At 47.5% G+C, this 13,177-nt stretch carries 15 protein-coding genes; 5 read left to right on the top strand and 10 right to left on the bottom strand.

What is annotated here, in order from left to right:
* Positions 1 to 67: 67 nt before the first annotated feature.
* On the bottom strand, positions 68 to 274 hold the full coding sequence (locus tag RN22_RS23380) for a DUF3283 family protein (RefSeq protein ID WP_002535765.1): 207 nt from the start codon (positions 272 to 274) through the stop codon (positions 68 to 70).
* Positions 275 to 455: 181 nt separating this feature from the next.
* On the opposite strand from RN22_RS23380, the gene RN22_RS23375 reads away from it, so the two are divergent.
* Entirely contained in the window at positions 456 to 803 is a 348-nt protein-coding gene (locus tag RN22_RS23375) for a helix-turn-helix domain-containing protein (protein ID WP_046308250.1), read from the top strand.
* A gap of 47 nt (positions 804 to 850) precedes the next feature.
* Here RN22_RS23375 and RN22_RS23370 read toward each other — a convergent pair whose 3' ends face one another.
* From RN22_RS23370 to pdsR, 4 genes are read right to left on the bottom strand one after another with little or no spacing between them, the layout of a single operon-like run.
* Positions 851 to 1,519 (bottom strand): glutathione S-transferase family protein, encoded by a 669-nt coding sequence (locus RN22_RS23370; protein ID WP_046308249.1) that lies wholly within the window; start codon positions 1,517 to 1,519, stop codon positions 851 to 853.
* A gap of 14 nt (positions 1,520 to 1,533) precedes the next feature.
* Positions 1,534 to 2,157 carry a glutathione S-transferase family protein gene (locus RN22_RS23365; RefSeq protein ID WP_046308246.1) on the bottom strand — a complete coding sequence of 208 codons (624 nt, stop codon included), beginning with the start codon at positions 2,155 to 2,157 and terminating at the stop codon, positions 1,534 to 1,536.
* A 35-nt stretch (positions 2,158 to 2,192) separates the two neighbouring features.
* The gene (pdsS, locus tag RN22_RS23360) at positions 2,193 to 4,394 is read right to left on the bottom strand and encodes a proteobacterial dedicated sortase system histidine kinase (protein WP_046308244.1); all 2,202 of its coding nucleotides are present in this window, start codon (positions 4,392 to 4,394) and stop codon (positions 2,193 to 2,195) included.
* Positions 4,391 to 5,086 (bottom strand): proteobacterial dedicated sortase system response regulator, encoded by a 696-nt coding sequence (gene pdsR / locus RN22_RS23355; RefSeq protein WP_002535773.1) that lies wholly within the window; start codon positions 5,084 to 5,086, stop codon positions 4,391 to 4,393. The genes pdsS and pdsR overlap by 4 nt, the downstream gene beginning before the upstream one ends.
* Positions 5,087 to 5,310: 224 nt before the next feature.
* On the opposite strand from pdsR, the gene pdsO reads away from it, so the two are divergent.
* Together pdsO and RN22_RS23345 are read left to right on the top strand one after the other, a co-directional pair.
* Positions 5,311 to 6,039, top strand: a complete 729-nt coding sequence (pdsO, locus tag RN22_RS23350) for a sortase-associated OmpA-like protein PdsO (RefSeq protein WP_046308241.1) — start codon at positions 5,311 to 5,313, stop codon at positions 6,037 to 6,039.
* 12 nt (positions 6,040 to 6,051) lie between these two features.
* Complete coding sequence (locus RN22_RS23345) at positions 6,052 to 6,501, top strand: GNAT family N-acetyltransferase (protein WP_002535776.1); 450 nt, start codon at positions 6,052 to 6,054, stop codon at positions 6,499 to 6,501.
* A 1-nt stretch (position 6,502) separates the two neighbouring features.
* On the opposite strand, the gene RN22_RS23340 is transcribed toward RN22_RS23345, so the two are convergent.
* From RN22_RS23340 to RN22_RS23325, 4 genes are all read right to left on the bottom strand, one after another.
* The gene (locus RN22_RS23340) at positions 6,503 to 6,985 is read right to left on the bottom strand and encodes a methylated-DNA--[protein]-cysteine S-methyltransferase (protein ID WP_046308238.1); all 483 of its coding nucleotides are present in this window, start codon (positions 6,983 to 6,985) and stop codon (positions 6,503 to 6,505) included.
* A gap of 9 nt (positions 6,986 to 6,994) precedes the next feature.
* On the bottom strand, positions 6,995 to 8,281 hold the full coding sequence (locus RN22_RS23335; RefSeq protein ID WP_046308236.1) for a DNA-3-methyladenine glycosylase 2 family protein: 1,287 nt from the start codon (positions 8,279 to 8,281) through the stop codon (positions 6,995 to 6,997).
* Between the two features lie 160 nt (positions 8,282 to 8,441).
* Entirely contained in the window at positions 8,442 to 8,864 is a 423-nt protein-coding gene (locus RN22_RS23330; RefSeq protein ID WP_046308234.1) for a DUF3010 family protein, read from the bottom strand.
* Positions 8,865 to 8,968: 104 nt separating this feature from the next.
* The gene (locus tag RN22_RS23325; RefSeq protein WP_046308231.1) at positions 8,969 to 10,123 is read right to left on the bottom strand and encodes an HD-GYP domain-containing protein; all 1,155 of its coding nucleotides are present in this window, start codon (positions 10,121 to 10,123) and stop codon (positions 8,969 to 8,971) included.
* 503 nt (positions 10,124 to 10,626) lie between these two features.
* On the opposite strand from RN22_RS23325, the gene RN22_RS23320 reads away from it, so the two are divergent.
* Positions 10,627 to 11,148, top strand: coding sequence for an NUDIX domain-containing protein (locus RN22_RS23320; protein ID WP_046308230.1), 522 nt, complete (start codon positions 10,627 to 10,629; stop codon positions 11,146 to 11,148).
* 48 nt (positions 11,149 to 11,196) lie between these two features.
* Here the strand turns inward: RN22_RS23320 and RN22_RS23315 are convergent, their stop codons facing one another.
* A complete protein-coding gene (locus RN22_RS23315) occupies positions 11,197 to 12,099 on the bottom strand; it encodes a lipid A deacylase LpxR family protein (RefSeq protein WP_046308228.1) in 903 nt (300 codons plus the stop codon).
* Between the two features lie 87 nt (positions 12,100 to 12,186).
* Here RN22_RS23315 and RN22_RS23310 point away from each other — a divergent pair, with 87 nt between their 5' ends.
* Entirely contained in the window at positions 12,187 to 13,035 is an 849-nt protein-coding gene (locus RN22_RS23310; protein ID WP_046308226.1) for a sulfurtransferase, read from the top strand.
* Positions 13,036 to 13,177 lie beyond the last annotated feature (142 nt).

The following is a 13,177-nucleotide window of genomic DNA, read 5'->3' as shown; positions in this document are numbered from 1 at the left end:
CACAAACTGCTGCAAAAATCATCACCAGAGGTCAACAGCCCCTAAGCGGGTATGGAAAAATGGGGCTTTAGAGCCCCATTATTTTTGAATACTTATCTACGCAATCTACAAAATGCGCGCGTTCATTTTCATCTGAAATGTCTCTTGCCTGTTGTGCAAGAACGCTTCTCTCAGCCAGCGCATTTTTCACCTGCCATACCGAATAAGCTGCTTGCTTATCAAGTTCAATTTTTTGTTTTTCATCAGGTGGCAGCAATGCAAGGTTGTGGCTCATAGTAACTCTCTCTTTGTCATAATGTGCCCAGAATGAAATGAACGACCAGGCAGGGCGATAACATAGCGAAGAGCACCAGTTTCGACAAGTGTTTACGCCGCACTTACGCCTCGCTGACATTGAGAAAGCGCTTCACCGTTATGATTTTGTCTATGGAGAGGTAGGTAACAAGCGGGGATTTATGGAATTTACCTATCATGACAGGCAGACACTTTATGACGCGTGGATGTCTTACAAAGCGAAATTACGAATCACCCAAATTGAGATGGCCAAACGCCTTGGAGTGAGTCAGTTGGACTTCTCAAAGACCATGCGCGGTGATGTTCCAATGGATCGAAACTTCGTTTTCCGTTTCTGTAAAGAGATGGGGTTGGATCCTGGTAGCTCACTACCCAGTCTAAAAGACAACAAAAACATCATGAACAACGGCCCCATCGTGGTAAGAACCTCTTTAACCGTTGATGGCACCATTGCCAAGGTCGAATATTCAGGCGACCAAGTGTTTATCGAGTACGTGAAAGAAATTTAAAAAGCCGTCCTTCGGGACGGCTTTACTGTTTCTGGAGAAGAGAGATTTTACTTCGTTACCATCTTAGAGATTTGTTTTGCTTTCTCTTCGTCTGACAGATTAGATGGAGGAGGAACCAATAAACCTTTCTGGCAAGCTGGTCTTTGTGCCAACTCATCAACCCAGCGTTGCAAGTGCTCAAGACCGGAGATATCGACGCCACTCCATTCATGAATACGAACCCATGGCCAGGTCGAAATATCTGCAATTGTGTATTCGTCACCAGCCAAATAACGATTATTGGCCAATTGACCATTCATGACCTCGAACAGGCGACGCCCTTCGTTTTGGTAGCGCTCTATCGCAGCAGGAATTTTCTCAGGGAAGTAACGATAGAATACATTAGCCTGACCCATCATTGGCCCAACACCACCCATCTGGAACATCAACCATTGCAGCACTTGGCTTTTCTTCTTTGGTTCGGTAGGGAGGAATTTCCCCGTTTTTTCTGCGAGATAAATAAGAATTGCACCTGACTCGAAAACTGCGAAGTCATCGTTGTCTTTATCAACAATCGCTGGAATACGTCCGTTGGGGTTAATCGCCAGATATTCAGGTTTCTTCTGATCTGCGGCCATCAAATCAAGCGCGTGGTACTCGTAAGGCAGCCCCATTTCTTCAAGGGCAATCGATATTTTGTAGCCATTCGGCGTTCCTGCAGTGTAGAGCTCAATCATATTTTCAATCCTTTTTATTTCGAGTTGGCTTCGATGAATGCTTCTCGTTGACTGACTTGATTATACCAACGCTGAATAGAAGGCATGCTGTCATCGATATGAATATCAATGTGCTTTATAAAATCTACCATGATATAAGCGGAAATGTCCGCGACGGAAAAATGCTCCCCGGCCAGATAGGTTGACTGCGAAAGTCTCTCTTCCAGTACTGGCAAAAATTCGATGTTTCTTAATTTACTTTCTTCACCCCAGGCTTCAACACAGCGCTCACGGTCACTGTATATGCCAGTAAGATTTCTAAATGCTTGGAAGGCAGTAAAGAGACCTTGAAGTTCGACAATTCGGTTCCACATTTCCACTTTGCCTATCTCTGCTGGCGTAGAGCCGAACAAACTGTGGTCAGTTGGAAAAGCGGCATCCAAATAACGGCATATCGCAATGGACTCACAGATCGTTGTGCCATCGTCTAACGCTAAGAAGGGGATGCGTCCGTTTGGACTCATTGCTTTGAATTTGTCTGTTAGGTTTTCGCCACCACGAATATCGACATGCACTGAAGGAATATCTATTTTCTTTTCAGCAAGAAAAAGTTTAACGCGCCGTGCGTTAGGTGCTGGTGCAAACTCATGTAGTTTCATGGATATTCCTTCTGTTGTTTTCCCTAATTGTATACTCAGGTCGTTTGGGTAGATGCGAGTGGCAGCCAAACCGTAACGTTCACGCCTTTGCCATCTGGTCGATTGGTTATAGAGAGCCGTCCTTGATGGAACTCCGCCACTAATCTGGCTACATACAAGCCCAAACCAAGGTGTGGTTTGTCTGATTTATGCTTTTCCTCCCGAACAGAGACCATGGAACCGAGTAACTGATTTCCCATATTTTCAGGCAATTGAGGTCCAATGTTAGAGACTGTGATGCGAGCCATATTGTCGTGAATCAGCATGTATATTTCGACATTGGTGTCTTGTTGGTGGAACTCAACCGCGTTGGCAACCAGCTTATCTAAAAGCTGTGCGATGTATTCTGGTACGCCGGACATCTGGTAGTTGCCATTTTTGATGTGCAGAGTAAAGCCTTGGCCAGGGTAGGCATACTCGTAGCCCTGGACGCAACCGGATACCACTTTGTCGAGCGGAAATTCTGTGTGCTCGGCATGTTCAAAGCTCTGCTCCAAGCGGGTCGCTTCCGTCATGCTTGAGAGAATGGTTGCCAAGCGGGATACACCTTCCTGAGCGCGTTCGATATAGCGAAGCTGGTCCTCTTCTTTAGTCACAAACGCGAGGTTTTCCAGGGAAGACCGCACAACCGCGACGGGGGTTCTTAGCTCGTGTGACAAACTGGACGACATCTTCTCGAGATAAGCATTGTAGTCAGAAAGACGCGTGACCATGGTGGATAGAGTACGGGATAAGTCGCCGATTTCATCTTTGCTGGTCGCGGGTTCCAACTGATGCAGAACACGTCCTTGCGAGTCGATGGCGCTCTCTGCGTCATCACGCAGTTTCCTGACACGTCGGGAAATGTGAGAACCAAAAAGCAGAAGTACAACCACGCCAGTACAAATAACCGCCAGCAAGACATTAAAAAGTTGCTCCAGTGCTTTGTTACGCAGGGTTTTAATGCCTTTGGTGGTTTCTTCCACGACGACAGCTCCGACGACGGTATCACCAACTTTTACAGGGTAAGCCGCGGAAAGAATGGTGGTGCTTTCATCGGGGGTCAGGCGCCAATTTGCGTAAGGGCGACCAATCAATGCCTGCTGTGCTTCAACGCCACGGAAGACAGCGGCATTGTGCATTGCATCAATGATCTTTTCGGGTGGGCGCTCAAGCAATCGGTAGTAGAAAGGATTGAGAATGTTGTTTTGAATCCAGCCCATCAATCCACTTGGCGCTTCCTGATACTTGATGGTGGTTTCCCATACACCGTTGGCAGATTGTAGATCGCCTGATTTCGCGAGTACTCGGCCGTGTTGATCAACCACCCAAACTCTCGAGCTTTCATCGTTCATTCGCGTCAATACGCGCTCGATATCTGGGGAGGGGACAAGCAGAGTGCCGAGGGTTTCGGCGCTTCTTGGGTTTGACGTAGCGAGTATGGTTTCAATATCGCGATTGTAACGATTGGTCACGTCGTAGTAGGCGAAACTCAATTTTTCGCCGACTAACCAATCAGGGATGGCCAGCTCGATAACATGCCCTTGTGCGGTTTCCTGCCACCAGCCATTGATGGCTTCTGATGGAAAAGTTTGCTCCGTATCATCGATCGTGTTTTCAACGAGATAGATATCTGCTTTGCCGCTTTGTTTGGCGGAGACGGCGTAACGTTTTAGCTCTCCTTGCGGAGTGGTCAAGGTGACCACTAGGTGGTCATTGCGGTCAATTCTGGCAGTATTTTCGCGTCTGAGTATCGGGGTTTTATCGACGATGTCTATCAGGGCGTAGAGGTCGTCTCCATCGCTGGCCATGATCAAATCAAAGTTCAGTTCGGTTCTTTGATAAGGCGTTCGGCTGAAAATGACATGCGCGTCTGCATAGTTCACGCGATGCGTCTGATAGCGATCCCAATCTAAGGTTGCTCCATCGATATCGATGGGAGATTTTAATGCAAGGGCATAGAGGTCTTTGCCTTCTTCTAGCCTTGGTTTGGTGTTTTGTTGGCGTTCGAACAGTTCAGGCTGTTGATTCAGTGCCATTGAAAAGGCGCGGGCAGATCCCATCAGGGTTTGTTCCTGACCTTGCCTGAGCACATTTTCTAGCTCCCACACGTAGTTGTAACCAATAAAGGGCAGCAAGAGTAACAGGCCGCTTAACAGTACCACTTTTGTGCGGATGCCTGACACCCAGCGCCACACCTTTTCGGTGATGAACTTCATTTTGTGCTGTCCCAGCGATAACCCATGCCATACACAGTGTCGATATGGTCAAACGTGTTATCCAGCGCGATGAATTTCTTGCGGATGCGCTTGATGTGAGAGGTAATGGTGCTGTCATCGACGACCACATGCGCTTCTTGCATCAAATCCTGACGACTTCTCACGTGGCCCGGTCGCTTAGCTAGCGCATGAACCATCCAGAACTCCGTCACGGTCAGATCCACCGTTTGATCTTTCCATTTAACCTGCATGCGGTTGAGATCCAGCGTGAGGTTATCGCGTTCTAACAAGGATTCTGTTTGGGTTGAAGCGAGACTCAACAGTTCGCTGCGACGGAAAAGAGCGGCAATGCGTGCCATCAGGTGAGGAAGACTAATGTCTTTTGTTAGATAGTCATCAGCACCCATTCGCAGGCCGACAACCGTGTCTATATCGCTGTCCCTTGCGGTAAGGAAAATGATCGGAAGGGTGGCAGACATGGCTCGTAGCGACTGACAAAGCTGAAAACCTCCATCAATTTCCTCTGCTAAACCGATATCGATAATGGCTAGATCGGGCAGGCGTTGCTTAAAGCCTTCTTCAGCGTCAGGGCGGTTGGCATAGGTAGAGACCGAATAACCTTGTTTACGCAGTACATCTGCGTAGTTCTCTCGAATGGCTGGTTCGTCTTCAACAATAGCGATACGTTTCATTTTTATTCAGGTAATCAAACAGTAGATGGTTTGACTATACCGTAATTCGTGCGTTGAAAAAGGGGATCAAGCCGATTCAGGGCAAAAGCCATTTTTTTGCCACAATTGCCCCGAACATTGCCTTTTTTGTTCCCAGCCAGTGCCATTTTGCCTTGTTTTAATGACCTCATCGAAACGACGAACGGGTTCTCCCTTCGAAACCTGAAATGGATGAGGAAATAACAATGAACAAGATGAATAAAACTCTGGCTGCAATCTCTCTGGTTATCCCTATGACAGTCTCTACAGCGTATGCGGCAGACCAAACGCTACACACACAGCGTGACCAAACAACCGAAATGATTGGCTTCGGTGGCGGTGCTGCGCTGGGGGCGGTGATTGGTGGTCCTGTTGGAGCAGTCGCTGGTGCTGTTGTGGGCGGTTTAATAGGCCAGGTGGTTAGTATCGATGAGCAAAACGAACAGCAAGCGAATGTGATAGCAGATATCAGCGAGCAAAACGCGCAATTGGAAACTTATCGCTCCCTATATGCGGAAAACGAAATCGAACTGGCAAAACTCAAAGCCGAAATGAACGAGAAAGAAATCGCGCTGGAACTGGCGATGGATATTCAGTTCCGCACTAATTCATCAGAAATTGAGCCACATTTCCGGTTACAGCTCGATGAAGTGGCAGCGTTGATGCGCCAACAACCTGATGTGCAGTGGGATTTGGAAGGACATGCCGATGTGCGTGGTGATGAAGAGTACAACTTGAAACTCTCGCAGCAGCGTGTTCAGGCTGTCTATGACTACTTGGTTGAGCAGGGTGTCGCACCTTCGCAGTTGGCTCAAACCGCATTTGGTCATCAACTGGCATTGGAAAAAGAAGGTGACCGCGAAGGCTACTTCTTTGACCGCCGCGTGAGCCTGCGTTCTGTGTCAGATGCAATGCCTACTGCAAACAACCAGTAAAAGGAGCTGGAGATGATTATTCGTCCGGCAACATTGGAAGATGCAGAGCGCATTAATGCGCTCTGCCATACCCTTGGCTACCCTTCTGAACTCGAAGGCACCGAGCATCGCTTAGAAAAGATCATGACCCAGCCGCGGGATGCATTGTTTGTGGCTGAGCTATGCGACATGGTAGTGGGTTTTATCGCCGTGCATACCGTTGATGTGGTTCACGATGATATGCCTTGGGGAAGAATTTCATCCATGGTGATTGATGAAAACTTTCGAGATATGAGCATTGGCAAGCAGTTACTCGAACATGCTGAGACATATCTTAAGAAACAAAATTGCCATCGCATTGAAGTAACCAGTCATATCAGCCGTGAGGAGGCGCATGGGTTTTATCTTCACTTGGGTTACCGCATTACGCCCCTTCGGTTTATCAAATTGCTGGCTCAACGTGTGCTGGTGGCAGCGAGTTAAGCTACTTCGCCATGGCCTGTTCATGCTTTAGCAGCCAGGCCTTGGCATTCAGTCCTCCTGCGTATCCTGTTAGCTTTCCATTCTTTCCAATGACGCGATGACAGGGAACAATAATCGCTACAGGGTTCTGACCATTTGCAGCACCGACAGCGCGGGAGGCTTTGGGTCTACCAACGTCTAGAGCCAGTTCGCCATAGCTTCGGGTTTCTCCCGCAGGAATGGATTGTAATGCCTCCCATACTTCGCATTGAAAGGCAGTACCCAATAGATCCAAGGGTACATTAAATTTGACTGCTTCCCCGGCAAAGTATTTTTCCAGCTGTGAAAGAGCAGTTTCGAAAGGTTCACGTGCGAAGACTTCTTCATCAGAGACTGGAATATCGTATTTATATTCTGGCAGTGAAAGGGAGGTCAGCCCTTTATCTGAAGCGGTAAGGGTAATGGTGCCAAGTGGCGAGTCGTATTCATATCGGTACTGTTTCATGAAATATCCTTATTCGTTACCCGCGATGGCTTTCTCGTTTCCTGTAGCCAAATGGTCTGTGACAGCCAATGCCAGATAGCTTCTCCACGGTTTCGCTGAAAGTGCAGACTTCTGGCTAATTATTTCAAAACCTGCCAAATCAGGGAGACTCAACCCCCGCAAGCGTGCATAGGTATATTGTTCGTCGTTTAAGTAAGGGGTTGGTGATGCTTCTGGCCACGGTTCGTGTTTATAGCGTTCACAAATAGCCGACCAATGCGCCATGAAAGGTGCTTGTTCGTGGTCTTCTTTATTGAAAGGCTCTTTGACAAGTAATGATGCGTCTTTGATGGGGTCAATATGTTCACCCAAATAGGCTCTCAGCCCTGCTTCTTCCATATTCCAGCATCCGGGAATACGAAGCCCTTTAGCATCGAACGATGGTGCGACATGTCGCATCACTTCATCAATCACTTCTGGATTTGCGTCCAAATCCAACAGGTGGCGAATGCGGTTGACCACGTGATAGAGCAGCTTGGGATCTTCAAGTTCAATTTCCACCTCAAAAATATTCTTATCTTTCTTTAGTGTGGCGGTGAAACGGCCTTGTTGTTCCTGAGCAGTAAAACGTCGGCCGTAACTATTTTCGCCTAGCCATTCAAGACCGGGAACGATCCGCGGTGCCATATACCGTTTAAAAGCCTCCCAGTGGTAGGGAGGACGAAAACTCATGCTGAGGGTCATGGCTTCATGACTTCTCAACTCTTTACGGCGAACTTGAGTGGGTGAAAGCGACAATTGTTGTTGAAAGCAGTCGTTGAAGCGTCGAATGCTGTTAAACCCCGATGCAAAAGCAATATCAGCGACTGACCACTGGCTTTCATGCAAGAGCTTTTTCGCAAACAGGATCTGCTGGTATTGGGCATATTGCTTTGGCGAACAGCCCAACGAAGCAGTAAAGAGTTTGCGAAGGTATCGATCGCTAACGCCCAGTCTTTCCGCAAGCTCAGGCACACTGTGTTCATGCAGGTAGCCTTCTTGGATCAGGCTCAATGCGCGTCGAAATGTCGTTTCTTTCCCCAACCAGGCTGGTGAACCGGGTGCGCTGTCTGGACGACAGCGAAGACAAGGTCGAAAGCCCTGTGCTGCGGCTTCAACTGCCGAAGCGTAGTAGCGTACGTTTTCTTCTTTTGGCGAAGGTGCAGGGCAGATAGGACGGCAGTAGATACCGGTTGAGACTACGGCGGTAAAGAACAAGCCATCAAAGCGTGCGTCGCGGGAAAGTCTGGCTTGTTGATAAGTCGTGTTGTCCGTCATGTCTCTATCTGAATCGTGATGTGAGTTTCAATAAACATATCATCATGAATGAAGGGTATTAGCCAGAAACGGAACTGAATAGACGATCAGGTTTGAACAAAAAACAAAAAGGGCTGCGATTGCAGCCCTTGAAGTTCTTAGGGTCTGTTGACCTTAGGGATTATTTGTTCAGGTAAGAACAAGCTGTTAGGAACGCTTGCTCCTGGAATTGCTTAAGACCGACTTCTTTCAGCGAAACCTGAATAGGGTTGCGTTTAAGTGATGCTTTCATTTCAGAAGAACTGAACACTTCCGCTTCTACGCCTTCCAGAAGTTGCAGTGCAGCTTCCATTTTGAAACCTACTGCGCTGCCCGCGAACTTACCTTTGGTAGGACGTTCACGGATAACAATTTTTTCGATTTTGTAGTCTTCCACCAGCTTGGCGAATTGCTTTTGGAAGTTGCGGATCTGCTCGGCACTTGCCGCATCAGTGATCGTGAACTTTCGCGCGCGACAATCAGGCACTTCAAACAGACCTTGATTAGATTCCAGCAGGCAAATGTTTGCTTCGTTGCTTTTTAAATCGACAGCACAAATACGCATTGTTTCAGTTCCACAAGTAAAAGAGCCGACAAGTATAAGAAAAACTGTCGGCTAGGTCATGAAATAAAAAAGAGAAGTGGTGCGATTGGCGAAGAATGGAACGATCAACGGAATTCGGCAAAATCCGTTTTTAGTTTTGCTTCGGTCAGGCCGCGTATAATTTTGAGATCGGGACGCTTCTTGAGGTCAATGTACTCGACTTCACGGAAGGATTCCGTTTTCGCGGAATAGAACATTTTCACCGTTGGGGTCATCAAGTCATCTGGATTTTCTTTACACACCAATCCGACGCGACCGTTACTGAGTTCGACGACTGATCCGATAGGGTAGAAGCCAATGCAACGGATGAATTTTTTGAGAAGATCAGGGTCGAGATGGAAAGGTGTCAGACCTATCATAATCTTGAATGCCTCTGACGGTGATAGCGCGGGCTTGTAACAGCGCTCTGCGGTTAGGGCATCATAAATATCGACAATACAGGACATGCGCCCAATCAAAGTGAGTTCATCGCCCTTGAGCCCATTCGGGTAGCCGTTACCGTCAATCTTTTCGTGGTGCATCAAGCTGACGTCTCTACTGAGCTTCGGCAAATCAATCATGCTATCCAAAACTGGCTGCGACAGTGTTTGGTGCTCTTTCATGTGAAGAAACTCTTCGTCGCTAAGCTTGCCAGGCTTGTTTAAGACTTCATCACGGACCAGAATTTTGCCGATATCGTGTACAAGCCCACCAATAGCGAGCTCTTCCAGCGTTTGACGATCAAGCTCCAGATAACGGCCAAAGTTCACCAAATGGAATGCCACATTCATGGAATGCTCCAGCAGGTAGGCGCTTTTTTCACGTATGCCGCTGATCCAAAGCACCGCGTCTCGGCGCTCGAAAATGTTTTCTACGATATCGGAACTGACTTGCTTGACGGGTTCAATGTCGACGGGTTTGTTCTCATAGACATCGTTGAGTAGCTTGCTCAGTTGCTTCTTTGATTTGTCTACGAGTTCTTTTGCGGCACCGAACTCGTCATTGCCTTTAACGGACGAGTGCTTGCCCACTTTGGTTTCGCGGTACTGAATGTCTTCGTCGGAAGTGATTTGGTCTGCATCGATATAAACAAAAAGCACACCCTTTTCACGCAGGTTATCAATGGTTTCCTGTCGTCGGATGAAACCAGGCTTTTTCATCTTTGTGCGGGCGCGTTGAGATTCAATTTGCTCGACATACATGCCGATCTCAACGTTATCAATGGCGACTTTCTGCAGCATTGATGTTTGCTCCGTTAAAAATCATTCGTGGTCGTTTCTCACTGATTTAACCGACACCGTGTTGAAAAAGTGACAGGAAAAAGGCGTTATTGATGAATATAACTATATACAAAATACGAGTTTAAGGCTTAATCATGAGACTTAATTGTCGTAATAATTTACATGTATACATGTCGGACTTTCTTTCAACCCTGAATGTCAGCGTTATCTGGTGTCATAACATACTGAATATTAGAGAGTTAACGTTTAGAAACGTGCTTCTTTTACCCATTGCGACGCAGGTTTCAGTGGTCTAACCAGAATCTATGTTTAAGGTTGGCCGTATTTTAAGAAGTCAGTCGTCAAAAGCAATAAGTGACTCGATTATCAGCAGTAAAAAAGCTTTATGTGGCTCGCATCTCTAGATGAATTGGGTGATAGCCATTTATTTGCTCTGACTATCTGTTCCCGTTAGAGTGCGTGTCTTCGAAAAGGTCAAATCGCCGCGAGTCCACTTGCTATCTATGAATATTCTAAAAACCAGTTACCACCCCGAAGTACTTCCTCTTGAGGAGAAATCTGTCTTTCATCGACGCGCCGCCCGCGCCATTGTAGTGAAAGAGGACAAGATCCTTCTTCTGTTCACCGAGCGATATCATGACTATTCACTTCCTGGCGGAGGGATTGATGAGCATGAAAACGAAGTAGAGGGACTGGTTCGTGAACTCAGCGAGGAAACGGGTGCTCAGAACATTCGCAACATTCGAGCGTTTGGTGCATATGAGGAGTTTCGCCCTTGGCACAAACCGTACTTTGATGTGGTTCATATGTTGTCTTATTGCTTTTGGTGTGACATTGACGATGAGCTTGGTGAAGTTTCGCTGGAAGATTACGAAGTAAAAAATGGCATGCGACCGCTTTGGGTAAATATCCATGAAGCGATTGCCCACAACAAGGAAACAATCGCAAATAGCGATAAGCAGGGTTTGTCTATCGAGAGAGAAACCTACCTGTTAGAAATGGTCGTTAAAGAGTTAGGCTTATAACAAGATAAAGGGCAGGAAATCTTGCCCTTTATCTTCGTACTACTTGAATCAGTAGCGATAGAAAAGTGTGAAATTGGCATAGGCGCTATGGTTGCGCGACGCTTCTTCATACTGTTTTGAGTGGGCGGTGACGGATGCCACTGCTCCCCAATGCCGTGAATACCAGGTCACGCCACCGGTTACGCCGGCCTGCACGTGCTCAACGTGGACATCATCATTTTCGGGCGGCTTGTCACCTTCAATCGTAATGTCATGAAAACGGTATCGGGCTTCGACCGAGGTAAAAAAGAACATACCGTTGTCGCTTTGGCTTAGAAGTCCGACATCGACGGCGTTACCTGGCAACAGAGATGTTGAGCCAAAGGTATTCGATAGATCAAATCCGATTCTGTATGTGCCACCAATAGCCACTTCACTTTGAAAGTTGCCTCCCTGACCGCGGCCAAATACGCTAAATTCGCCAATTTGTCCTCTGGCGATGAGTTGGTGCGCTTCGAGACCTGCCTGATAAACGAATTCGTTATCAATTTGGTATGCCCAGCCTTTAGGATCTGGAGACCCCACAATTTCGTGAACAATGGACTGAGCTTCTTCAGCATAGGAGTCTGGCCCAACGGTACCTAACATCAAACTCCCTTTTAGCGCGTAAAAGTCGGTTTGGTGGTAGACACGGCCCATACCGTAAACCAATCCCGCATAGGGGCGCTCATTTGGTTGCGGGGTAGTGAGCTCGATATCTGACGGCGTCCACATCTGAGAACCAATTTCCAGACTGTAACCGATCACACCCGGGTCAGAAGACCAACGCAGGAAAAGACCACTGGTGTAATCTCTGTCTGTTCCCAGAGCACCATCATTATCGAGAGAAAAAGACACGGTAGCAGCTTGTACCGGGGCGCATAATAGTGGAAAAGCAAAAATTGCAGCGCCAATTAGTCTGCGTGACAACATATTGTCCTTTTTAATATTTAATAGCGACTTGGCTCATGCTATACCATTCGCTAGGGTCTTACGACGGTGAGATATAAGGAGAGTGACTTGCTACAGAGAAATGAAGTGCTGGTGAGTGCGGAGCGGTTAAGAGATAACCTAGATTCACCAAAGTTAAAGCTGGTGGATGCCAGTTGGTTCATGCCAGGTACAGACAGAAACGCCAAATCGGAATGGTTCACGAAGCGTATTCCCGGCGCGGTGTATTTCGACTTTGATGGCGAGATTTACGATAAGTCCTCTTCACTCCCGCATATGCTGCCTTCAGAAGAACAATTTGAAAAGGCAGTGGGAGCGCTAGGTATCAGTATTGATGATCACATTGTTGTTTATGACACTGCAGGTATCTTCTCAGCCCCGCGCGTATGGTGGATGTTTAAAGTGATGGGACATGATCATGTCGCATTGCTTGATGGTGGCATGCCAGCCTGGGAGGCCATTGGTGGCGAGATCGTCAAAGATGCGCCTACATCACCGGAGCCAGAAGTATATCAGGCGAATCTAGATAGAGAAGGCGTGATTGATGCCAACGCGTTGCTATCTGGTATTGAAGCAGGAACGCTTAATGTGGTTGATGTCCGGCCGGCAGACCGCTTTTCTGGCAGCGTCGCTGAACCTAGACCCGGTGTGCGAAGTGGACATATGCCTGGTGCTAAGAACTTACCTTTTCCTTCTTTGACGGAGAACGGCAAGTTCAAGTCAAAAGAGGATCTGACTGAGCTGCTGTTGCCTGTCCTTTCTGACGATTTGCCCAATGTATCTTCCTGTGGTTCGGGGGTTACCGCCTGTACCTTTGCGCTCGCAGCGGAATGGGCGTTAGGAAGGAAAGTCACGGTTTACGATGGCTCCTGGAGTGAGTGGGGCAGTCATACTGCGTTACCCGTTGTGATAGACTAACTCAATGTTTGATGACAGCCCTCGCCAATGCGGGGGCTTTTTTATGTCTGCGATAAAGAAAGTCTTGGTTGTTGTCAGCGTGTATACCCAAACGACCTGAAGATGTTTGAGTTCAGAGGTCATCAATGCGTTCAATTCGAGG

This window comes from Grimontia sp. AD028 (genome assembly GCF_000973155.1).
In the GTDB taxonomy this organism is placed as follows: Bacteria; Pseudomonadota; Gammaproteobacteria; order Enterobacterales; family Vibrionaceae; genus Enterovibrio; species Enterovibrio indicus.
This window is presented reverse-complemented; position numbering and strand designations above follow the sequence as displayed.

Coding starts and splice junctions, on each gene's coding strand:
- RN22_RS23380 (WP_002535765.1), bottom strand. CDS start 274: ATGAGCCACAACCTTGCATTGCTGCCACCTGATGAAAAACAAAAAATT.
- RN22_RS23375 (WP_046308250.1), top strand. CDS start 456: ATGGAATTTACCTATCATGACAGGCAGACACTTTATGACGCGTGGATG.
- RN22_RS23370 (WP_046308249.1), bottom strand. CDS start 1,519: ATGATTGAGCTCTACACTGCAGGAACGCCGAATGGCTACAAAATATCG.
- RN22_RS23365 (WP_046308246.1), bottom strand. CDS start 2,157: ATGAAACTACATGAGTTTGCACCAGCACCTAACGCACGGCGCGTTAAA.
- pdsS (WP_046308244.1), bottom strand. CDS start 4,394: ATGAAGTTCATCACCGAAAAGGTGTGGCGCTGGGTGTCAGGCATCCGC.
- pdsR (WP_002535773.1), bottom strand. CDS start 5,086: ATGAAACGTATCGCTATTGTTGAAGACGAACCAGCCATTCGAGAGAAC.
- pdsO (WP_046308241.1), top strand. CDS start 5,311: ATGAACAAGATGAATAAAACTCTGGCTGCAATCTCTCTGGTTATCCCT.
- RN22_RS23345 (WP_002535776.1), top strand. CDS start 6,052: ATGATTATTCGTCCGGCAACATTGGAAGATGCAGAGCGCATTAATGCG.
- RN22_RS23340 (WP_046308238.1), bottom strand. CDS start 6,985: ATGAAACAGTACCGATATGAATACGACTCGCCACTTGGCACCATTACC.
- RN22_RS23335 (WP_046308236.1), bottom strand. CDS start 8,281: ATGACGGACAACACGACTTATCAACAAGCCAGACTTTCCCGCGACGCA.
- RN22_RS23330 (WP_046308234.1), bottom strand. CDS start 8,864: ATGCGTATTTGTGCTGTCGATTTAAAAAGCAACGAAGCAAACATTTGC.
- RN22_RS23325 (WP_046308231.1), bottom strand. CDS start 10,123: ATGCTGCAGAAAGTCGCCATTGATAACGTTGAGATCGGCATGTATGTC.
- RN22_RS23320 (WP_046308230.1), top strand. CDS start 10,627: ATGAATATTCTAAAAACCAGTTACCACCCCGAAGTACTTCCTCTTGAG.
- RN22_RS23315 (WP_046308228.1), bottom strand. CDS start 12,099: ATGTTGTCACGCAGACTAATTGGCGCTGCAATTTTTGCTTTTCCACTA.